Annotated in this window: 20 protein-coding genes; 16 read left to right on the forward strand and 4 right to left on the reverse strand. The window is 39.9% G+C overall.

Annotation, left to right across the window (positions count from 1 at the left end; genetic code table 11):
• Positions 1-167 precede the first annotated feature (167 nt).
• The 5 genes from CSV70_RS05085 to pstB (CSV70_RS05105) are packed head-to-tail and all read left to right on the forward strand — an operon-like array spanning position 168 to position 4,552.
• Positions 168-1,064, forward strand: coding sequence for a phosphate ABC transporter substrate-binding protein PstS family protein (locus CSV70_RS05085; protein WP_085131179.1), 897 nt, complete (start codon positions 168-170; stop codon positions 1,062-1,064).
• Between the two features lie 40 nt (positions 1,065-1,104).
• Positions 1,105-2,037 (forward strand): phosphate ABC transporter permease subunit PstC, encoded by a 933-nt coding sequence (gene pstC, locus CSV70_RS05090; RefSeq protein WP_369802573.1) that lies wholly within the window; start codon positions 1,105-1,107, stop codon positions 2,035-2,037.
• Positions 2,037-2,921: a phosphate ABC transporter permease PstA gene (gene pstA / locus CSV70_RS05095; RefSeq protein ID WP_085131177.1), complete on the forward strand. Its 885-nt coding sequence runs from the start codon at positions 2,037-2,039 to the stop codon at positions 2,919-2,921. The genes pstC and pstA overlap by 1 nt, the downstream gene beginning before the upstream one ends.
• Before the next feature lie 42 nt (positions 2,922-2,963).
• Positions 2,964-3,764 carry a phosphate ABC transporter ATP-binding protein PstB gene (gene pstB / locus CSV70_RS05100; RefSeq protein WP_099628414.1) on the forward strand — a complete coding sequence of 267 codons (801 nt, stop codon included), beginning with the start codon at positions 2,964-2,966 and terminating at the stop codon, positions 3,762-3,764.
• An 11-nt stretch (positions 3,765-3,775) separates the two neighbouring features.
• Entirely contained in the window at positions 3,776-4,552 is a 777-nt protein-coding gene (gene pstB, locus CSV70_RS05105; protein WP_099628355.1) for a phosphate ABC transporter ATP-binding protein PstB, read from the forward strand.
• A gap of 94 nt (positions 4,553-4,646) precedes the next feature.
• Here pstB (CSV70_RS05105) and trhO read toward each other — a convergent pair whose 3' ends face one another.
• The gene (trhO, locus tag CSV70_RS05110; RefSeq protein WP_085131174.1) at positions 4,647-5,621 is read right to left on the reverse strand and encodes an oxygen-dependent tRNA uridine(34) hydroxylase TrhO; all 975 of its coding nucleotides are present in this window, start codon (positions 5,619-5,621) and stop codon (positions 4,647-4,649) included.
• Positions 5,622-6,025: 404 nt separating this feature from the next.
• On the opposite strand from trhO, the gene CSV70_RS05115 reads away from it, so the two are divergent.
• Positions 6,026-7,402, forward strand: a complete 1,377-nt coding sequence (locus tag CSV70_RS05115) for a polysaccharide deacetylase family protein (RefSeq protein WP_099628356.1) — start codon at positions 6,026-6,028, stop codon at positions 7,400-7,402.
• 190 nt (positions 7,403-7,592) lie between these two features.
• The gene (locus CSV70_RS05120) at positions 7,593-8,408 is read left to right on the forward strand and encodes a DUF368 domain-containing protein (RefSeq protein ID WP_099628357.1); all 816 of its coding nucleotides are present in this window, start codon (positions 7,593-7,595) and stop codon (positions 8,406-8,408) included.
• A gap of 49 nt (positions 8,409-8,457) precedes the next feature.
• Here CSV70_RS05120 and CSV70_RS05125 read toward each other — a convergent pair whose 3' ends face one another.
• Positions 8,458-9,882 carry a catalase gene (locus CSV70_RS05125; protein WP_233191761.1) on the reverse strand — a complete coding sequence of 475 codons (1,425 nt, stop codon included), beginning with the start codon at positions 9,880-9,882 and terminating at the stop codon, positions 8,458-8,460.
• 335 nt (positions 9,883-10,217) lie between these two features.
• Here CSV70_RS05125 and CSV70_RS05130 point away from each other — a divergent pair, with 335 nt between their 5' ends.
• From CSV70_RS05130 to CSV70_RS05145, 4 genes are all read left to right on the forward strand, one after another.
• Positions 10,218-10,712 carry a hypothetical protein gene (locus CSV70_RS05130; protein WP_085131170.1) on the forward strand — a complete coding sequence of 165 codons (495 nt, stop codon included), beginning with the start codon at positions 10,218-10,220 and terminating at the stop codon, positions 10,710-10,712.
• A gap of 503 nt (positions 10,713-11,215) precedes the next feature.
• On the forward strand, positions 11,216-11,806 hold the full coding sequence (locus tag CSV70_RS05135) for a hypothetical protein (RefSeq protein ID WP_199171593.1): 591 nt from the start codon (positions 11,216-11,218) through the stop codon (positions 11,804-11,806).
• A 184-nt stretch (positions 11,807-11,990) separates the two neighbouring features.
• Entirely contained in the window at positions 11,991-13,010 is a 1,020-nt protein-coding gene (locus CSV70_RS05140; protein ID WP_143560402.1) for a hypothetical protein, read from the forward strand.
• Positions 13,011-13,184: 174 nt separating this feature from the next.
• Positions 13,185-14,531, forward strand: coding sequence for an arsenic transporter (locus tag CSV70_RS05145; protein WP_369822338.1), 1,347 nt, complete (start codon positions 13,185-13,187; stop codon positions 14,529-14,531).
• 295 nt (positions 14,532-14,826) lie between these two features.
• Here CSV70_RS05145 and asd read toward each other — a convergent pair whose 3' ends face one another.
• Positions 14,827-15,606, reverse strand: a complete 780-nt coding sequence (gene asd / locus CSV70_RS05150; RefSeq protein WP_085131167.1) for an archaetidylserine decarboxylase — start codon at positions 15,604-15,606, stop codon at positions 14,827-14,829.
• 56 nt (positions 15,607-15,662) lie between these two features.
• On the opposite strand from asd, the gene pssA reads away from it, so the two are divergent.
• The 3 genes from pssA to recQ all read left to right on the forward strand — a co-directional run bounded on the left by pssA (position 15,663) and on the right by recQ (position 18,522).
• Positions 15,663-16,196, forward strand: a complete 534-nt coding sequence (pssA, locus tag CSV70_RS05155; RefSeq protein ID WP_085131166.1) for a CDP-diacylglycerol--serine O-phosphatidyltransferase — start codon at positions 15,663-15,665, stop codon at positions 16,194-16,196.
• A gap of 107 nt (positions 16,197-16,303) precedes the next feature.
• On the forward strand, positions 16,304-16,720 hold the full coding sequence (locus tag CSV70_RS05160; RefSeq protein ID WP_085131165.1) for a hemerythrin domain-containing protein: 417 nt from the start codon (positions 16,304-16,306) through the stop codon (positions 16,718-16,720).
• 29 nt (positions 16,721-16,749) lie between these two features.
• A complete protein-coding gene (gene recQ, locus CSV70_RS05165; RefSeq protein ID WP_099628415.1) occupies positions 16,750-18,522 on the forward strand; it encodes a DNA helicase RecQ in 1,773 nt (590 codons plus the stop codon).
• Positions 18,523-18,675: 153 nt separating this feature from the next.
• Here the strand turns inward: recQ and CSV70_RS05170 are convergent, their stop codons facing one another.
• On the reverse strand, positions 18,676-19,827 hold the full coding sequence (locus CSV70_RS05170) for an MFS transporter (RefSeq protein WP_099626799.1): 1,152 nt from the start codon (positions 19,825-19,827) through the stop codon (positions 18,676-18,678).
• Between the two features lie 157 nt (positions 19,828-19,984).
• Here CSV70_RS05170 and CSV70_RS05175 point away from each other — a divergent pair, with 157 nt between their 5' ends.
• The gene (locus CSV70_RS05175) at positions 19,985-20,971 is read left to right on the forward strand and encodes a diaminopimelate dehydrogenase (RefSeq protein ID WP_099626800.1); all 987 of its coding nucleotides are present in this window, start codon (positions 19,985-19,987) and stop codon (positions 20,969-20,971) included.
• A 48-nt stretch (positions 20,972-21,019) separates the two neighbouring features.
• Positions 21,020-22,105 (forward strand): M42 family metallopeptidase, encoded by a 1,086-nt coding sequence (locus CSV70_RS05180; RefSeq protein WP_085131162.1) that lies wholly within the window; start codon positions 21,020-21,022, stop codon positions 22,103-22,105.
• The last annotated feature ends 83 nt before the right edge of the window (positions 22,106-22,188 follow it).

Consider the following 22,188-nt stretch of genomic DNA (forward strand, 5'->3'; position numbering starts at 1 on the left):
AAGCATTAGTATTCCTTTCATATTACAGAGATCCACTAAATTATCTATCTATACAGAACCTTTACACAACCTTTACGTTTCTTTCATCAGCCTTTAATATTCATTGCTTATAGTAAAGAAGCAGTAGAAAGTCACTACTAAAACGAAATATCCTAGGGGGCGCAATGATGAGGAAACGTAATCGAATAACCGTATTGGCATTTGTTTTACTTTGTACGTGGGTGGTCGCGGCTTGTAGTAGTACGAAAGCAAGTGATAGTGAAAAGGGAGAAGCTAAACAACAAACTGAACCCATCACGGCAGTAGGATCAAGTGCACTACAACCTTTAGTTGAAGCTGCAGCACAGCAGTATACGTTAAAAAATCCAGGCTCGGTTATCAATGTCCAAGGTGGAGGGAGCGGTACTGGGTTAAGTAAAATCAGCGAAGGTGCAGTAGACATTGGAAACTCGGATATATTCGCGGAAGAAAAAGAAGGCGTGGACGCGGGTAACTTAGTTGACCATAAAGTTGCGGTTGTTGGAATGGGTCCGGTAAGTCACCCAGAAACGGGTGTAGAAGATGTTACGACTGAAGAATTGATTGGAATCTTTACAGGAGAAATCACAAACTGGAAAGAACTTGGCGGGATGGATCAAGAAATTATTGTCATCAACCGTGCAAAAGGATCTGGAACACGCGCTACTTTTGAAGCATTAGTATTGCAAGGAAAACAACCACTCGAGGCTCAAGAACAAGACTCTTCGGGTACGGTACGAAAAATTGTCAGTGAAACACCAGGAGCAATCAGCTACTTAGCATTTTCTTACTTCGATGAAACGACTACAGCTCTACGGGTTAATGGTGTGACACCAAACCAAGAAAATGTCGAATCGAATAAGTGGGAAATTTGGGCTTACCAGCATATGTATACTAATGGTGAAGCAACAGGTCTTGCAAAGGACTTGATCGAGTATATACTTTCGGATGAAGTGCAGCAAACTATACTTCCTGAAATGGACTACTTACCGGTAACGGGAATGCAAGTAGAACGTGATGCGGAAGGAACTGTTAAAGGAAAATGATAGAAACTTATAAATTCCTCCTATCTCGAAAGGAGCGTACATGATGGCGAAGATGGTCAAAGAGACAGAACATCCATTGTATAGAAAAAGTAGTAAAATGCGAATGGAACGGTTCGGAAAATGGCTTACCTTCCTTTCAGTGGCTTTGACTGCAGCCATCACTATAGCCATTCTGTTTTTAGTTTTTTCAAAAGGTTTGTCTACGTTCATTACAAATGATGGTAGTGTTAAAGACTTTTTAACTGGTACGACTTGGAACCCAGCGGAAGTAAATTCCCTGGGTAAACCTATTATTGGAGCTTTGCCATTTATAGTCGGTTCATTGGCGGTTACAGGAATATCCGCTTTAATTGCCGGACCGCTTGCAATTGGCGCAGCCATTTTCATGAGCGAGATTGCACCAAATGCGGGAAAAAGAATTATGCAGCCTGTGATCGAGTTGTTAGTAGGTATACCTTCAGTCGTCTATGGGTTTATCGGATTAAGTGTCGTCGTACCTTTTTTACGCGATCTATTTCCAGGTAGCGGATTTGGTATTGCAGCGGGCACTATTGTGTTATCCGTCATGATCTTACCGACAGTCACAAGTTTAGCACTGGACGCTATTCAGTCTGTGCCACGTTCATTGCGTGAAGCATCATTGGCGCTAGGTTCCACAAGATGGCAAATGATTTGTAAAGTGGTATTGAAAACTGCGAAACCTGGCTTACTGATGGCGATTATTTTCGGAATGGCACGAGCATTCGGTGAAGCTCTCGCAGTACAGATGGTTATTGGGAATGCTTCTGTCATTCCGCACTCTTTATTCGAACCAGCCTCCACAGTTACTAGTATTTTAACAATGGGCATGGGGTATACGGTGATGGGACAAACTGAAAATAATGCGCTCTGGTCACTCGCGCTCATACTTTTACTGATGTCGCTATTCTTCACGATTACAGTACGAATGATTGGAAAGGGGAAAAGTAAGTAATGTCAGCTAAAAGTAAAGACCGGCTCGCCACGGCTGGGCTATATGTCATTGTAGGCATCATCATTACGGTTTTGGCAGGCTTGCTTGGATTTGTCTTTGTCAAAGGTATTCCTCAGCTAAGCTGGCAATTCATCACGTCACCTCCTCAGATTTTCAAAGAAGGAGGAGGAGTGGGACCTCAACTATTTAATTCCTTTTATTTACTCGTTTTGACACTGATGATTTCAGTGCCGATTGCGATTGGTGCGGGTATTTATTTAGCTGAATATGCAAAAGATCATTGGATCATTCGTTGTATTCGCGTCCTGATTGAAGTGCTATCTTCATTACCTTCTATAGTGGTTGGATTGTTTGGATTCCTCTTTTTCGTTTTGTATATGGGCTGGGGTTTTTCGATTTTGTCAGGTGCCTTCGCACTTTCACTATTCAATCTACCTTTACTCGTACGAGTTGTGGAACAATCAATTCATAACGTGCCGAAATCACAACGTGAAGCAGGATGGGCGCTTGGTTTTTCAAAATGGGAAACGATTACGACAATCATACTTCCAGCGGCACTACCTGGTATTGTGACGGGTGTCATTTTAGCATCAGGAAGAGTATTCGGCGAGGCGGCTGCTTTGATTTACACAGCAGGAATGAGCACACCGATCATAGATTTCACCAATTGGAATCCGTTGTCACCAACATCTCCTTTAAATCCATTTAGGCCAGCTGAAACAATGGCGGTTCACATTTGGAAAATTAACGGCGAGGGAATTATGCCAGACGCAGCAGCGATCTCTGACGGAGCGGCGGCATTATTGATCATCTCGATTTTATTCTTTAATTTCACATCACGCTTTATCGGTAACTTGATGTTTAAAAAAATGGGTGCCAATTAAAGGAGGATATGTATGCAATCGGTCGCTTTACAGCCTGTCAAAATGAAAACGAATAGAGTTAAATTAGCGGACAGTCCTGATTTTCAACGCAGTTCAGTATTGCAAACTACCGATTTATCGGTCTATTATGGTGGACATTGTGCTGTTGATCAAGTCAGTCTATCATTCCCAAAACAATCCGTTACGGCATTAATCGGTCCGTCGGGATGTGGGAAATCTACTTTCCTGCGTTCTATTAATCGAATGAATGATGACATCGATTCATGTCGTACGGAAGGAAACATCTATTATGAAGGGATAGACTTGCATTCATCCAATGTAAATATACATGAAGTACGCAAACAGATTGGAATGGTATTTCAAAGACCTGTCCCTTTTGCCAAATCTATTTTTAAGAATGTAGCCGCTGGACCTATGCGCCACGGAGTAAAGGATAAGAGGGAATTACAAAGAATTGTAGAAGAGAATCTAAAAAAAGCAGCATTGTGGGAAGAAGTAAAAGATCAATTACATACATCAGCTTTGCGCCTTTCAGGTGGGCAACAACAACGTCTTTGTATCGCCAGGGCACTTGCAATGCAACCAAGCGTGTTATTACTAGATGAACCTGCATCTGCACTTGATCCCGTATCGACAGCAAAAATAGAAGAACTGATATCACAATTAAAAAAAGATTATACGATCGTGATTGTCACACATAATATGCAACAAGCAGCACGTGTCTCGGATGAAGTAGCGTATTTTTACATGGGGCGTGTCATTGAGCATGGATCCACTGAACAAATTTTTACTAATCCACATCATGAACAAACCGCACATTATATTAATGGACGCATTGGATAGGGGAGATTGAAATGAATGTAGTGGAGACCATCGAACGATCAATCATTCAAACAGAAAATCTACACTTCTATTATAATTCCCATCATGCATTAAAAGATATCAATTTGAAGTTTGAAGAAAAGAAAATTACTGCACTTATAGGGCCATCGGGATGTGGAAAATCAACTTTTTTGCGGACAATGAACCGTATGAATGATCTGATTCCCAAAGTGAAGACAGAAGGGGCAATTTGGATCGGTAATGAAAATATAACAGAGCCTTCAATTGATCCAGTAGAATTGCGAAAGAAAGTAGGAATGGTATTTCAACATGCGTCAGTCTTTCCGTTCTCAATTTATGAAAACATTGCGTATGGACCTCGTATTCATGGAGAAAAGAATAAAAAAGTACTGGATGAAATCGTAGAAGAAAATCTGCGCGCTGCTGCTTTATGGGACGAAGTAAAAGATCATTTGGACCAGTCTGCTACAGGTCTTTCGGGCGGACAACAGCAACGGCTAACCATTGCACGCACATTAGCGACTAAGCCGGAGATTTTATTGATGGATGAACCTACTTCAGCCCTAGATCCGATCTCTACTGCCAAAGTGGAAGAACTGATCCAAACGTTAAAAGAGCACTATACGATTATCATCGTAACGCATAATATGCAACAAGCTGCGCGCATATCTGATTTCACAGCTTTCTTTTTGAATGGTGAAGTAAAAGAATATGGACAGACAGCGACACTATTTACTAACCCACTATTTTCCGAAACGAAAGATTATATAGCAGGAAAGTTTGGATGAGCAGGTATAGGAAAATATGTAAATAATTTTGCAAATCAGTACATAATCAAACAAACAGCCAGCTTCCTATAAAAGGATGCTGGCTGTTCACGTATTATGAAATGGTTTCACGAGCACGTGATGCTTCAATTTTTGCCATTCGTGCGTCATATTCATCCACTGTCATATCGTGTTCTACAAAATAACGATTACGAGGATGTGTACGGCAGTCGTCTGAACAACTGCGCATATAGAAATGTTCATTCTCTTCTGAGCATAGAATTTTTGCATTACACTCGGGATTTGCACAGTTTACATAGCGTTCACAAGGTGTGCCGTCAAAATGGTCGCGTCCCACGATGACGTGCTCCACTTGGTTGATGGGAACCGCAATACGCTCATCGAATACGTAGCATTGACCGTCCCATAACTGTCCTTTTGCTTTAGGGTCTTTACCGTAAGAAACGATACCGCCGTGCAAATGTGCTACATCTTCGAATCCTTCACGTTTCAACCAGCCAGTGAACTTCTCACAACGAATCCCACCCGTACAATACGCAAGAATTTTCTTGCCTTCAAGTTGTTCTTTGTTTTCAACTACCCATTCAGGAAGATCACGGAAGTTTTCAATATCCGGGCGTATCGCACCACGGAAATGACCTAGGTCATACTCATAATCATTACGAGCATCCAAAACAATAGTGTTCTCATCTTGCATTTGTTGTAAGAACTCTTCTGGTTCCAAATATTCACCTGTAAGCTCTAACGGATTGACATCTTCAGGTAAGCTGAGATTTACAATCTCCGGACGGAAGCGAACGTGCATTTTTTTGAATGCGTGGCCATCTGTTTCATCAATTTTGAACCATACATCAGCAAAACGTGGATCAGCTTTCATATGCTCCATATACGCATCCGTTTGTTCAATTGTTCCTGAACAAGTACCGTTGATGCCTTCTGCACCGACAAGAATACGTCCTTTTAATCCAGTTTCCTTACAGAATTCCAAATGTGCAGCCGCAAACTCTTCAGGCTCCTCGATCGTTACATACTTATAAAACAATAATACTCGATAGTCTTTCTTTTCCATGTAAATTACCGCCTTCTGTTTGATCTTTGCAATAGACAACAGCCGAGATCGGTGTGTACAAAGGGATTGTATGTCCCTTGAACCCGAATTTGCAAGAATCGGGCCCAGAATAGTATAGCATAATTTCATTTTCGAGAAAAGGATTCAAAAAGCTATTCCAAGTAAAAATCTTTTTTTAAAGCAACACATCATTACATACACACCTTTGTATCATCATGGATTTGTTGTATACTAGGAGATGGAAAAACCTTCATACATGTCCATTGAAATTAAAGGTAGCAGATTGTAAAATATAAGAGTGGAGTACAGAATACTTTTTGAACGTAAAGGGTATAGTAGTTCTATTGCTAGTAAACTGTAATGTATATGTAAAGCTGGTGAGTGTGTAGTAAAGGAGTTTTTTCATGAACGAAACAAATAAAAGACGTCGATCAACATGGATCGATAGTGCATTAATTATCACTATCATTACCCTAATATCTATTACGCTACTATTAATAGTGAATGTAGTGAAAACTAAAGATACCAGCTCTACTAAACCCGTAACACATGAAATTATACCCGCGCCGAAACAAGAAGTGTCGGTTGAATCGATTATATCGCCTTATCCAGGTATTAAAATGTTTACCGAGATACCTAAAGACTCAAAGTATCCTTTTATCATTCGTTATCCCCAAACAGAATATGATGACTTTAATCAGCAAGTGTTAGATTATATAGATGAATTGAAAACAAGATATGCCGAAGAGCAACAAACGGAAAATAAAGTGTCCAAGTTAGATGTATCTTTTGAAACGCTTCAGCATCTTTCGGGTAATTATTCTTTTGTCATGCGAGCTGTTACGTACTATGCTGATCAAGATAGTCAAATGGAGATACACACATTTCATATCAATCCTGAAACAGGGGAAGAAGTAACGATTGAAGATATTGTGGATCATAATTTGGAAAAGCTAAAACGAATGGCGAGTGTAGTGCGTGACGAAATTCATCATAGTCCTTTGTTAGAAGGCGATGTGATTAAGGAAAGTGTATGGCGACCTACTGAGCCTATGTGGGTAAACTACCGCAACTTCGCCTTGACAGATGATTCATTATTTCTTTATTTTGGAACAGGTGAATTTACAAAGAGACAAGCTGGACCGGCAACAGTAGAAATTCCACTACGCAAATTGAATCCATTCTTAGCAAAGGAATTCCAAGTAGCAACAGATGATACTAAAAAGGAAAAGACGATTGCTCTGACGTTTGATGATGGTCCTGATCCAATTTATACGGTAAGAATTTTAGAGACGCTTGAAAAATACGATGCAAAAGCTACATTTTTTATGCTCGGCAATAGAGTTCATTCATATCCTGGCGTCGCTAAGAAAGTAGCTGAAGCTGGCCATGAGATAGGTAACCACTCATGGAATCATCCTTCCTTGACAGAGATCACGGATGTTGCACTTCAAGGTGAAGTCAAGGGTACATCCGATATCATTGAAGCGATAACCGGACAGCCGGCAACTGTTTTCAGACCCCCATATGGTGCTGTTGATGATCGAGTACGAGAAAGCACGAAATTACCTGTTGTTTTATGGAATGTAGATACATTGGACTGGGAGCACAATGACCCTGAATTGTTATTGGAGCATATTGCAGAAGATGCCCGTGCAGGCAGTATCATTTTGATGCATGATATTCATAAATCGACCGCTGATGGACTGGACGCGGTACTTGAAAATTTGCAGTCTCAAGGTTATAAATTCGTGACGGTATCTGAAATGGATGATTATTAATGAAGTTGTTCCATTGTTTTTGTCTAACAATGGAACAACTTTTGTTTTGTACAGTCCTATTAACGTACAGAAATTTATATTCTGTCCAAATAGCTGTAACATATAAAGAAAATAAATAATGGTAAGCTGTAATTAGTGTAGCACAGCGTGATATACTAAACGGACTGAAATAATTGGAGGAACAATGAGAATGGAATGGAGAAATTTATACCGCGGGTTTTTGATGGGCATCAGTGACTTGGTTCCCGGAGTAAGTGGCGGAACGATTGCATTTATATTAGGCATCTATGATCAGTTGCTTATTTCAATAAGCGGATTTTTTAGTAAAGACTGGAAGAAACATATTGGTTTCCTCATTCCTCTTGGTATCGGGATGGGTGCGACAATCATTCTATTTAGTAAAGTTATCTCCTATTTATTGAAGCATTATCATGAACCTACTCAATACTTCTTTTTGGGGTTGATTGTGGGTGTTATTCCATTTGTTTCAAAGCAAGCAGGACTGAGAAAGAACTTTACATTCCGTCATATGATGTTGATGGTAGTGGTGGCAGCAGCATTAGCTTCTACTGCTTTTATGAATCCGATTGATCCAATATCTATCACTCATCTAACAGTGAAAAATACGATCATTCTATTCCTATCGGGATGGGCGGGGAGTATGGCGATGCTGTTGCCAGGTATCAGTGGGTCATTCATTTTACTGTTATTAGGTGTTTATGCGACAGTCATTACAGCTATTTCAGACTTTAATATACCGGTTATTATCGCGACGGGTTGTGGTATAGTCTTCGGGTTTATAATCAGCAGTAAACTAATTCGCTACCTTCTTGCTAATTTCCATACGGGGATGTTTGCCGTCATCATGGGGTTAATCATCGGATCGGTTTTCGTGATTTTTCCAGGCATGCCTGAAAGTGGTACGCCGTTTGTCATGAGTGTGATGGCAGTTGTTCTTGGACTTCTGATTGCCAATATATTAAATGGTGTAGGCGATAAAGCGTAGATTGCAAAAACCGCTTGGAGTAATTCTCCAAGCGGTTTTTTATATGCTGTTATTCTTCTACAATCGTTGTTGTATTTTCAATATCTACATCTGCCATGGAAATATCCAACGCTTTCGCTACACCTTCACCGTATTTCGGATCTGCCAGGTAGCAGTGACGGATATGTTTGATTTTGATTTCTTTTGGAGCGTCACCCATATTTCGCGCAGTATTCTCGTATAGACGCTGCTGCTCTTCTAGATTCAAAATATTAAATAACTTTCCAGGTTGTGTGAAGTAGTCATCGTCATCTTCACGGAAGTCCCAGTGGTCTGCGTCGCCGTAAATTTTTAGTGGCGGCTCTTTGAAGTCTGGTTGTTCTTGCCATTCACCATAGCTGTTTGGTTCATAGTGAGGAGTAGAGCCCAAATTGCCATCAACGCGCATTGCCCCATCACGGTGGAAGCTGTGGAACGGACATTTTGGAGCATTAACGGGAATCTGGTGGTGATTGACACCTAAGCGATAACGCTGCGCATCGCCATAAGAGAATAGACGGGCTTGCAACATTTTATCAGGCGAGAATCCAATGCCTGGAACGACCGCGGCTGGTGTAAACGCAGCTTGCTCTACTTCAGCAAAGTAGTTTTCAGGGTTGCGGTTCAATTCGAATTCACCGACTTCAATCAATGGGAAGTCTTTTTTGTACCAAACCTTTGTTAAATCGAATGGATTATATGGCATTTCCATTGCTTCTTCTTCCGTCATAACTTGAATATACATTTTCCATTTAGGGAAATTGCCATTGTCGATATTGCTGAGTAAATCACGTTGTGAACTTTCACGATCCGTTGCAACAGTTGCTGCAGCCTGTTCATCTGACATATTTTCAATACCTTGCTGGGAACGGAAATGGAACTTTACCCAGTGGCGTTCGTTATTTGCATTGATCATACTGAATGTATGGCTACCGAAACCATGCATTTCACGGAATGAACGAGGAATACCACGGTCGCTCATTAGAATAGTGATCTGATGTAGTGCTTCAGGAAGTCCAGTCCAGAAATCCCAGTTGTTTGTTGCACTACGTAAGTTTGTACGTGGATCACGTTTGACTGCGTGATTCAAGTCTGGGAATTGCAATGGATCGCGGAAGAAGAATACAGGTGTATTATTTCCGACCATGTCCCAGTTTCCTTCCTCAGTATAGAACTTCAAAGAAAATCCGCGGATATCGCGTTCTGCATCGGCTGCACCACGTTCGCCTGCAACTGTAGAAAAGCGTGCGAACATCTCCGTCTGTTTACCAATCTCTGAAAATAACTTTGCTTTCGTATACTTTGTAATATCATGCGTCACTGTGAAAGTACCATATGCTCCAGATCCTTTTGCGTGCATACGACGTTCAGGAATAACTTCGCGATCAAAATGTGCTAACTTTTCAAGTAACCAAACATCTTGCAATAGAAGCGGACCTCTTGGACCAGCAGACATAGAGTTTTGGTTATCAACTACTGGTGCTCCCGCAGCGGTTGTCAATTTTCTTTTTTGAGAATTATTATCATTGTTATTCAAAATCTATTCCTCCTCAGTTGTTGGTTTGTAACCTATGAATATAATTGTATCAAAGCCTAATACAAAAAGAAAGCCTTATTTATAATTATTATCAACTAATAATTAATACTAATAAGTACAAGTTATTATGTACTGTATATTTATCATAATTTGTAGCCAACTATTTGTCTAGAAATACGATTTATATTAAGAATAATTGTAGAATGATGTATAATAATGATAGAAAAGGTTTCACGTAGAAAGGATATCAATAGATGAGCATTATGAAAAAGTGGTTTATTTATGCCACAGTACTAAGCTGTTTATCATTAGTATTAGTTGCTTGCAGCGATAAAGAAGAAGCAAAACCAGCAGAAAACATACCTGAACTAACCCCTGAAATTCTAGAACAAGAGGAAGTCGTTGTGGCGGCAGTGGAAGATGAAGAGTTATATCAGAAAGTGGTAAGTCAGCTAGAAGAGACAGGCTTCACAGTAAGCGAACCTGCTGAAGCTGCGATGGATATGTTTAGAGCGGAAAGTGGTATGACTGTAACGATCAATGGAGATGCTTTGCTTCCATTGCATCTTTATAAACTAGATCCATCTGACAAACGTCTTGAAATAGTTGAAGATACAGGTAATCTTCCTGTCTATATCGGCAGTAAGACAGAGCAGTTGGGCGTGATCAAGGTAGATCACTTCGTTATGTATCTTCATAAAGGACATCCTGATTATGAAGAGATTGTGAAAGTACTAGATAACATCTGATAAAACGACTTGCTTCCTCTATAGAGAGAAGGCAAGTCGTTTTTGTATATTCGAAGATTGACATATTAGAGAGGGGCTTGGTGAATTAATAAATGCTCATAGAAATGGCTTAACCGCTCAAACCTATCCTCAAGCGCTCATAGTTCTTGCATACCCGCTCTATGGCATGTTCTAACCGCTCAAACCTATGAAACAACCGCTCTATACTACTTGTTAACCGCTCTATTTAGTTATTTACCCTATGCTTTCCCTCTATATGATGAAGAATACCTTCTTTTACTTCAATAAAATTAACTTCCACCCTTCATCAGATATACACCATCCTATTCAATATGTAAGGAAATGTGTATCTATCAATGTTTTAAGTAAAATTAAAAAATGAATCTAGACGAATGGAGAAGAAGTTAATATGTAACAAAAATTCAAAATGGGCGAATGACCTAACCTGACTATACCTAAGTGACATATAGATAATAGGACACCACAAAGGAGGCTACAATGGAATGAATAAAGAGACGTTAAATACATTAGTAGGTAAGGTAATAAGAGTAGACCGAGGAGGACCAGAGTCAAGAATCGGAAAACTATTAGCAGGAAATGATGAATATTTAACACTTTTAACGGAGAATGATGGAATTGTCTACTATAAAACACATCACATCAAGAGTATTACAGATAACTCAAAAAATGAAATGTCTATTAATGTAGAGTTGCCGAAGGATTTCACCTTAATTGATGAAGCAGATTTTCCAGGGGTATTGAAAAAGCTTGAATATCAATGGGTGAAAATTAATCGTGGTGGACCTGAAACTTTAGAGGGTGTTGTAAAGGAAGTAACAAATGATTTCATTGTCATTGTTTTTAATGAAGAGGTCATTCGACTTTCCATGTTTCATATTCGAAACGTTAGTCATGGAGTAAAAGTGGAACGGACAAAAGAAGTAAAAGATAAGGACAAAAAAGAAACTAGTGAGAACAGAGATAGAAGTGAGAGAAAGGAAAAGAGTCAAGGTAAAGAAAAGGTTGAGAATAAAGAAAAAAGTGAGAGTAAAGAAAAAAGCGGAAATAAAGATAGAGGCGAAAAGAAAGGATAAAGTTACTGATCATCTCTTCTATAAAAGAAGAGGTGATCATTTTATAGAGGAGGTGTATCGATTGAATATAAGGGATTGTGGAACGGTTTTTCGAAATTTTACAGGCTATAGAGTTTGCGTATCACTTTCATATGGTAAGCCGATAGAAGGGGTACTGATTGGCTCACATCAGGAGTATATACTGATGGTAGTTGATGAATCTATTTTGTATATCTTGGTTCCATCTATTACATCAATCACTAAAAACACAAAAGACCTGAGTAGTACAAAATATGATCAGGATTATGATGTTCCATCTCTATTCGAGCTACGTGAGCAATGGGTGACGTTGAATGAATTTAGTAAACGGCCAATGTATGGAGTCTTAAGTGAAATCGAGAAGTCATATTTTCTGTTAATAAATAAGGAAGAGTTACAATTGATTCCGGTAACCTCCATTGAAACCATACGCAAGGGAAGTAATAGGATAGAACAAACGGTGGATTCTAAACCTAAACAGGTGAAGAAAGAGCAACCGGTTGCTGTAGAAGTAGTAAGTAATGAAAAAGATACTGAAGCTAAAAAAATAATTAAAGAAGCTATTGTACTTTCCAACGAGAGTATTGAAAATATTCATAAACCAGTTAGTACTTTCGATCAGTCTCTCGATTTAAAAGTAGTAGATACAAATGAACAGGAAGAGATTTACAAACAAGATGAAATATTGATAGAAGATAGTGAGAGACTTCCAATTAAAGAGATTCGAATATTAAATAACACCTCGTTTAGAGATCTTATGGCGAAGGCAAACAGTGATTTGGAGCAAACTATGACCTCTATTGAAAGTGAAGAGAACATTGAACTTTTTAAAATGATAACTCCTCTAGATCACCATATAGGAAACGAGAAATTTTTGACGTGTATTGACTGTTTGCAGGATTCACATGTGAGAAATTCATTAGATGTACCTATGGACTTTATTCCTCAGCAAGAAATCGAAAATTTGGAGATTATTAATCATACCGAAATGCAAATGAGTTCTGAAGAACAGATGGCCATGTTAGAAAAGCAATACTATGCATTGATGAAGCACGCCGCAAAGAATTCTTGTTCATCCAATTTTCATTATGAAAATGATTCGATAGAAACAGTTATAACGGAGGGGCAGTATACCGCGCTACTAAAGCATGCAGCTGATATGCACCGCACTATTATATCCAAATAAGATAACGTTGAGCAGTCCGAATAAGGGATTGTTCAGCGTTTTTTTGTATTCATCTAAAGATGATTGGAGAATGGACTAACGACACTACGATGGACTTGTTGTCCGAATATACATACAAGACAGGATGAAAGATGTAAGAAAATTTAAGTGGAAAGGAGTTGGGACACAGTGACCATGCAAATCATATTCACTTATATAGTATTCATATCAACAATGATCGTCATCTTTTGGCGACCCAAAGGAATTAACGAAGCATGGCCTGCTACTATTGGGGCAGTTCTTATTCTTGTCATGGGAATCGTATCAAGTACCGATTTGCTAGATATTATCGATAAAGTTGGAGGAGCTTCTGTAACGATAATTTCAACTATTGTAATGGCTGTTATATTGGAAAGCTTTGGTTTTTTTCACTGGGCTGCCATTAGACTTGCTTCATTTTCCAAGCAGTCAGGCTACCGATTGTATTGGAACATACAATTGTTATGTTTTCTCATGACATTGTTGTTTAACAATGATGGTAGTATATTAATTACAACGCCTATACTACTTTTACTTTTAAAACATTTGCAATTAAAAACGGAGCAGCAAATCCTTTATTTGCTAAGTGGTGCATTAATCGCAACAGCTTCTAGTGCTCCGATTGGCGTTAGCAATATTGTGAATTTAATTGCATTAAAGATAGTAGATTTATCGCTTTGGATGCATACAGCCATGATGTTTGTACCTGCTACAATCGGATTGCTCTTTATGTCCATCTTAATGTTCGTTGTTATGAGAAAAAAATTGCCGCGAACCCTACCAGATACAGTTTATATAGAAAAGGTATTCGAGGAGAAGTATATTAAAAAGTTGCATCGGCGCAATTTGTTTACAAGTAATAAAGATCGCACATTCTTTATGTTGAAAATATTGTTCTTTGTTTTCTGTATGCGATGTATGTTATTCATTGCATCGTATATTAATGTGCCAATAGAACTTGTTGCTGTCGTGGGATCTATAGTATTACTCGTTTGGCGTTGGATAAAACTAGGTATCACTCCTTGGGATATTATCAAAAAAACTCCTTGGCACATACTCGTTTTTGCTTTCTCCATGTACATCATCATCTATGGATTGCATAACGTTGGTCTAACTGAATTACTAGTTAGCTGGAGTGAGCCAATTGTCAATCAAGGGCTACTGTCTGCAAGTATTTTGATGGGTGGAATCGTTTCCTTTCTGTCCAATATATTCAATAATCATCCCGCGTTGATGATAGGCACGATAACTTTAACTGAAATGGGTATAGATCCCATTACCTTAAAAACCATCTACTTGGCTAATATTATCGGAAGTGATATAGGTGCATTACTGTTGCCGATTGGAACATTAGCTTCACTCATTTGGTTTAGTATCTTGCGTAAGCACGGCATTGAAATAAAATGGAGGGATTATACCAACATCTCATTCAAAGTGATTCCACTCACCACGATCGTCACATTATTTTTATTATACTTTTGGATTAAACTTGTTTTTCATTGAAATTAAGCACTTGCTTTTTCAACAGTGATTTATCTTTAACAAGATGTAGTTGGAAGTATAGTAAGAAAATAAGAATAATTAGTTCTATATTACTTCAAAAGGCAAACCGTATAATCGGTTTGCCTTTTTATTCGGACCGTTTTACTGTGCGTATGACAATATAGGAGAAATGGGTTAATTGTTAAAGAGTATACTATTTCAGTAGCCTTCGAATAATGGATATTGAGAAAAAATATGGAGTGCATAGTAAATACTTTATATTCTTGTAGAGGTTCCATTCAAAAACCTCATCTACTTAAGATTTCCACACTCCGATCCGATCACCAACTTGAACTTCTGTAAAAGGCATTTCTTCTGGACTGAATGCGTTATTCTGTTCTACGAATAAAATAACAGTGGATCCAAATGCAAAATGACCAAAATCTTGTCCTTTCACACAAGCAGTTTCTGAATTTGCAATGCGAACGCTATTTACATTTAATGCTCCGACTTTAACGATTGCTACATGTCCGAAGTCAGTCGAGAGTTCCGAAATGACTCTATGGTTGGAAGAAAATACATCATTACGCATGCGAATTCCCACATCGTTAACGGGATACGAAGTAGAACCTAATGCATAGCGATTCATAAGAGTTCCAGAAATAGGATAATGGAAATGATGATAATGTCTTGGAGAAAGATAGAATAGATAGTAATAGCCATTCGTATAGCGGGCGGCTTTTTCCGAATCGCCAAGCAGCGAATGTAGACTGTATGTTTTATCTTTTACTATAAATTGTTGTTGTGTATCGATGCTGCCTGAATCGCTTAATACACCGTCAACTGGTGAGATTAAATTCTTTGGGTGGCTATCAATCGGTCTACTGCCCGCCTGTAATGAACGAGTGAAAAAGCTGTTAAGACTAGTATATTGGTCTATTGGGTATTCCGCTTCGTCTACTTGAATATGATAGAACGATGCAAAAGGCTTAATTAACGGCTTGCTAATTCGAGAAGTCGTCAAAGTTTTAAGTAGCGCTGAACTGACTGGTGATCCTGTTAATTCTACGAATGATTTAAAAATACGTGTTTTCATCTTTTCTTCCTTTCATTAAAAGCTTATACTAAAGAAATATACGAGGAGGTCGTAACTTGTTTTCATTCAGATATTTTGATTATACTAAACTAAAATCACAATTGGCGAATATCATAACACTTTTTAATTTGAGTTTAGGGATCATAGCGATATTACTCGTGCTTCAAGGTCATGCACATATGAGTTTGATGTTCATCTTCTTTGCTGCATTATTTGATCGGTTTGACGGTATGGTGGCTAGGCATTATCATGCAGAGTCGGCATTTGGTAAAGAACTTGATTCGCTCAGCGATTTAGTTTCATTTGGTGTAGCTCCTGCTATTCTGATCTATGACACGGCGTTGACGGATACGATGTGGATTGGTTTGTCCGCTGTGATTTTTTATATTTTAGCTGGCGCCGTTCGTTTGGCTCGCTATAACGTAGAAGAGTTCGATGGTTCATATTATGGCATGCCTATAACAGCAGCTGGTGTCTTGCTAACATTGAGTTATTTTGTAGTTCCGTATTTGATTGCACCTTACTTTGTGATTTATATGTGTCTACTCGCATGGCTTATGGTCAGTCGCATTCGAATAGCGAAAGTGTGAAAAGTGTCTTACAGAGAATTTTTCTGTGAGGCTCTTTTCATTGTAGGAAGCTATCACTGACTTAGAAATTCTGTTATGCTTAAGGAAAACTAGAAGGAGTGGTCAGCATGTCAGGACCTGCATTAAGACAGCTTCATTCACATAAAGCGATTCATGAAGGCGGACTTTCTGGTGCCATAATGAAAACAGATGATTTAATCGAATATGTAGAACAAGATGAAACTGAAATGGTTCAGCAAGCCTGTGATCATTTATTGGATTATTGGAAGACCCGTGTCATCAGTCATGCAGATGCCGAAGAAGAAGGTTTTTATAAACAAGTAATGGAAGAGCGGCCTGAATTGGAGCGAGACATTATTCAGCTTACACGCGACCATGATTTGATGCGAATACTTGTTGCAGACATCGAGGCGTTACGTGAGGAAGATCCAACCGTAACAACTGAAATTATACAGAAATTCAATGGCTTGATTGTAGTGAATGAATTACATAGCCGAGAAGAAGAGCGGTTATTGTTCTCATAAAAACTAGTAACTAAGGGAAGGTGGTGGCAATCATTCAAAATCCGTTAGATATATTGGATAAGTATTTTGGTTATTCAGCATTTCGGGAAGGGCAGCAACGAGTGATTGAACAAGTATTACAAGGTGATGATTCACTTTGCGTAATGCCGACAGGTGGCGGTAAGTCTGTCTGCTATCAAGTACCGGCATTGGCAATGGAAGGGACGGTTCTTGTCATTTCACCGCTGATCTCCTTGATGAAAGACCAAGTCGATGCATTGCATCAGTTGGGCATTCCAGCGGCGTATATTAATAGTACGTTATCTTCGGAAGAATACTTTGGCACGATGGATAATGCACTCGAAGGAAAGTATAAGCTGTTGTACGTTGCACCTGAACGATTGGATTCCGAATCCTTTCTCAATCAATTGCAAAAAATGACGATACCGCTGATTGCGATCGATGAAGCACATTGTATTTCACAATGGGGCCATGATTTCCGTCCAAGTTATCGTAATATCCACCGAGTTTTTGATTATTTAAGTAACCGACCGATTATTCTTGCATTGACTGCAACCGCTACGCCTGAAGTACAGGATGATATATGCCAGCAATTACATATACCTCCTGTTAGCCGTGTTGTAACCGGTTTTGAGCGGAGTAATCTACTATTTTCGGTAGTGAAAGGTCAAAATCGGGATCAATTCGTCAAAGAGTACACGCAGAAAAATAAAAATGAAGCTGGCATTATCTATGCTGCGACTAGGAAAGCGGTCGAGCAAGTATATTCGCTGCTTGAGAAAAGTGGTATTCCAGTTGCGAAATATCATGCAGGATTACCGGACTATGAACGGCAACATCAACAAGATCGGTTCATTATGGAAGACGCACGCGTGATGGTCGCAACTAACGCGTTTGGTATGGGGATCGATAAATCCAATATACGCTACGTCATTCATTATCAAATGCCGAAGAATATGGAAAGTTATTATCAGGAGGCTGGGAGAGCAGGGCGTGACGGACTCGACAGCGATTGTTATTTGTTATTCTCCTCGCAAGACGTCTTAACGCAACGCTTCCTCATCGAACAATCTCCAGATCCTTCCCGTGTATCGAATGAAATCAAAAAGATGCAAGTGATGGTTGATTACTGCCATACCGAAGTCTGTCTGCAAAAACACATTATCAAGTATTTTGGCGAAGAGGATGTCGAAGATTGCGGTCGCTGTGGTAACTGCACTGACACGCGTGAGCAGTTTGATGTAACAGTCGATACACAAAAAGTACTTTCCTGTGTTATACGAATGGGGCAACGTTTTGGTAAGACGATGGTTGCGCAAGTACTGACAGGATCGAGAAACAAAAAGTTGAAAGAATTGAACTTCGATGAGCTATCGACATACGGATTGATGAAAGGACGCAACGCCAAAGACGTGGCAGATTTCATTGAATTTTTGATTTCGAAGAATTATTTACAAGTTGAAAGTGGGCCGTATCCGACTATCTTCGTCAGTGAAGACGGAAAAGATGTGTTGTTAGGAAAAGTGAAAGTCTGGCGTAAAGGCGAGATGGTGACAACTGTCGTCGCTAAAGAGGATCCGTTATTCAACGAACTACGGGCGATGCGCTTGAAACTAGCACAAGAAGCGGGTGTCCCGCCATTCGTTATTTTCTCGGATAAAACATTGCGGGATATGGTAACTAAAATGCCTGCCACGAATGAAGAGTTATTGGCTGTACAAGGGGTAGGCGAAACGAAGCTTGAACGTTATGGGGAAGTTTTCCTCGAGATTATCGATTCGTTTTCTACGCAGCAAGCGTAATATAGGAGATGTCCAGAAAGTCGTGTAGCAACGACTTCTTGTGACATCTTCTTTTTTATTCCCATTACACCACGCAAAAAAGGTATGTCCGTTGAAGTCTTGTGACCTCGATGGACATACCTTTTCACATATAATTTATTAAACAAATCGATATTACTCTGTAGGACGGATATCTTTTCGCAGACCGATTAAGGTGAAAATGGCCGCGATCAACAAAATGCCACTTGCAAGCATAAAGGCATGATGGAATTGCAAATCTAATATACCGATCGCACTAGACCCCACTACGACGCCAAAGGAGAAGAATGCGTAGAAGAACCCGTACGCTTTCCCCCTCGTTTCAGGTTCCGTGGAATCAATAAGTAACGAGTTGATAGAAGGGAATAGGAATGCGAACCCCGTACCATAGATAACCATTGCCAACATCATCAACGATAGTTCGTCGACTTGCGACAAGAACAACATACTGCTACTCATTAATAGCAAGCCAGCTGCCAATGTGACCATCGGGCGGACGATATCGAAAATACGGTTGATCGGTAAAACAAAAACCAACACAGCAACTAGACCAAACACACTCAACAGCATGCCTGTCATTTTCGCATCAAACTGAAGGTGCTCTACTTTCAAAGGGAGCACCAATGCCAACACACCTTGTGAGAACATCAGGAAGAACGCGCCAAGGAATGCCCGTATGATACCAGGGTGGCGGAAAAAAGCTAACGGCTTTACTGCTTTTTGCTTCACTGTCTTCACTTTTCTCACGTATGTAAAGGAACGTAAAAATATAACGGCGCCAATTGTCAACAGAATCATAAATACACCATTGATGGCCATAATGGTCACGACGCTTGTCTTAACGGAAACAATTCCGCTATAGGCAGGTCCGAAAATGGCCGCAAGCCCGACAAATGCACCTGAGATCGCAGCATTCCTCCCACGCTTAGAACGTTCGGAGCCATTAGCGAGAAACGTGAAGGCGGCAGGAATGATCAAACCTTCTGTCAAGCCGTGTAAAAATCGAATGCCAATTAATGAACCAGAACCGGAAATCAATCCGTATGAGAACAGCGACAAAGCCGACGTGAACAAACCGAATAATAGAATGTAAAAGGGTCCTTTGCGATCTGTCAAAATACCTGAAATGATATTCCCGAAAACATTTGCAAACGAGTAAATACCAACAGATAATCCGACGATGAAAGCGGAAACGCCAAGACCTGTAGCAAACGGACTAATGACCGGTAGCTGTGAAAATAAATCAAAGAACGAGAAGAAAACAATTAGATAGACAAAAAAGCGCATGAAAGATCCCTACTTTACAAATAATTCAACTACAATCTATTTTACCATGAAACTTTTCGAATTGAACCGAACTGCTCAAAGATAATTATTCGCAATCTATCACCCTTACCGGTAAAATGAGAAACGTAAACAAGAAACAAAAAGGGGATGAGTGATCTTGACGAAAGAAATTCGAGTAGGAATCGCTGGTTACGGTAATTTAGGGCGTGGAGTAGAATCAGCTATCAGTCAAAATAAAGATATGACATTAGTTGGTGTATTCACGCGAAGAGAACCGAAAGACGTACAATTACTTTCAGAGCAAGTACCTGTCTATAAGTTGGATGAAATTGAATCTTTTAAAGAAGATATTGATGTTTTGATTTTATGCGGTGGATCTAAAAATGACTTACCTGAACAAGGGCCGGCACTTGCGAAACACTTTACAACAGTAGATAGCTTTGACACGCATGCAAAGATTCCGGAGTACTTCGCAGCAGTTGATGAAGTAGCGAAAGAAGCTGGAACTACTGCCATTATTTCTGTCGGTTGGGATCCGGGTTTATTTTCGATCAACCGCTTAATGGGAGAATCCATTTTGCCTGAAGGTGAAACCTATACATTCTGGGGGAAAGGACTAAGCCAAGGTCACTCTGATGCAGTGCGCCGTGTTGACGGTGTGAAAGCAGGCGTTCAGTATACATTGCCCGCTGAGGACGCGATCAATCGTGTGCGTAACGGTGAGCATCCTGAGCTTTCAACTAAAGATAAACATACACGTGAATGTTATGTCGTTCTTGAAGAAGGTGCAAGTGAAGATCGAGTTCGTGAAACGATTGTCACCATGCCTGACTACTTCGCAGACTACGATACGACCGTTCATTTTATTACGGAAGAAGAACTTCGTCTTGATCATTCAAAGATGCCACATGGTGGTTTCGTCATTCGAAGCGGCAACACGGGGAAGCATACTGATCAAGTCATGGAATTCTCACTTAAATTAGATAGCAATCCCGAATTTACATCGAGTGTCTTAGTCGCGTATGCAAGAGCAGCTTATAAATTGCAGCAAAAAGGCGATACTGGAGCGAAAACAGTCTATGACATCGCACCAGGGTTGTTATCACCTAAATCACCTGCAACTATTCGTAAAGAATTACTGTAATACATGAGTCATCACTTTGGATTGTAGAATGAGGAGGCAGAATCTTTTATGAAACTAGATGAGACGTTGGAGATGTTAAAAGACTTAACAGATGCACGAGGAATTCCGGGCAATGAACGCGAAGCTCGAGACGTCATGACGAAACACATCAAACCATATGCAGATGAAATCGATCATGATGGATTAGGTTCACTGATCGCTAGCAAAGAAGGCGATGCAAACGGACCGAAGATTATGATCGCGGGGCACTTGGATGAAGTAGGCTTCATGTTGACACGAATCGATGACAAAGGCTTCATTTACTTTCAGACAGTAGGTGGCTGGTGGTCACAAGTCATGTTGGCGCAACGTGTTTCGATCGTTACACGTTCTGGTGAAACGATTACAGGAGTGATCGGCTCAAAGCCGCCACATATTTTGCCGCCTGAAGCTCGCAAGAAACCTGTCGATATTAAAGACATGTTCATTGACGTAGGCGCAGAGTCAAAAGAAGAAGTTCTTTCATGGGGCGTTCTTCCGGGCGATATGATTGTGCCGTACTTCGAATTCACGGTCATGAAAAACGAAAATTACTTGCTTGCAAAAGCATGGGATAATCGTATCGGCTGTGCCATTGCTATTGAAGTGATGAAGCAGCTAAAAGGTGAAAAGCACCCGAATCGTTTGTATAGTGTAGGTGCTATTCAAGAAGAAGTAGGTTTGCGTGGAGCGAAAACAGCGACGAATAAAATTCAACCGGATATCGGTTTCGCAGTAGATGTAGGAATTGCTGGGGATACACCAGGTATTACAGCAAAGGAATCTGTTGGTACAATGGGAGAGGGTCCGCAGATCTTGTTGTATGATGCTTCAATGGTATCTCATAGAGGATTACGCAATTTCGTAGTCGATACAGCAGAAGAGCTGAATATTCCGTATCAATTCGCGACGATGTCCGGTGGCGGAACGGATGGTGGGTCAATCCACGTAAGCGGAACAGGAATTCCTACATTGGCTATCTGTATACCGACTCGTTATATCCATAGTCATGCGGCAATGCTTCACCGTCAAGATTTTGAGAATACAGTTAAACTATTAGTCGAAATAGTTAAGCGCCTAGACGCAAATACAGTGAAAAATATCACATTTGAATAATTTATACGCTCACACAGCGGTGCCGAAAAAGCATCGCTGTTTTTTAATGAAATAATATGAAAAGTAATAAAGATTCATTTGAC

Source organism: Sporosarcina sp. P25, from assembly GCF_002743235.1.
GTDB classification, from domain to species: Bacteria; Bacillota; Bacilli; order Bacillales_A; family Planococcaceae; genus Sporosarcina; species Sporosarcina ureae_B.